This window comes from Shewanella sp. S1-49-MNA-CIBAN-0167 (assembly GCF_040310145.1).
Classification (GTDB): Bacteria; Pseudomonadota; Gammaproteobacteria; order Enterobacterales; family Shewanellaceae; genus Shewanella; species Shewanella psychromarinicola.
On record NZ_JBEOPO010000332.1, the window covers coordinates 1 to 263 of the forward strand.

1 protein-coding gene is annotated in these 263 nt (G+C 46.8%); it reads left to right on the plus strand.

All coding sequences use genetic code 11. The annotated features are described in order from the left end of the window. Window positions 1–263 (plus strand): type I restriction-modification enzyme R subunit C-terminal domain-containing protein (locus AAEZ00_RS21525; protein WP_351089975.1); only part of this gene is annotated, 263 nt, incomplete at both ends.

Here is a 263-nt window from a genome sequence, read left to right on the forward strand (position 1 = left end):
GTCCTAAAGATCTCACCCGTGCAGAACTTAAAGAGGTCAAACTCTTGCTAGATGAGGCGGGATTTAGTGAAGCGCATTTGCAAAGTGCATGGCGTAAAAATACCAACCAAGATATTGCGGCCAGCATTATCGGTTATATCCGCCAAGCGGCGCTCGATGAAGCATTAATCCCTTTTTCACAGCGGGTTGATCACGCCATGCAACGCATTTTTAGTCAACACGATTGGAATCCTAACCAACGTAAGTGGCTGGAACGCTTAGCT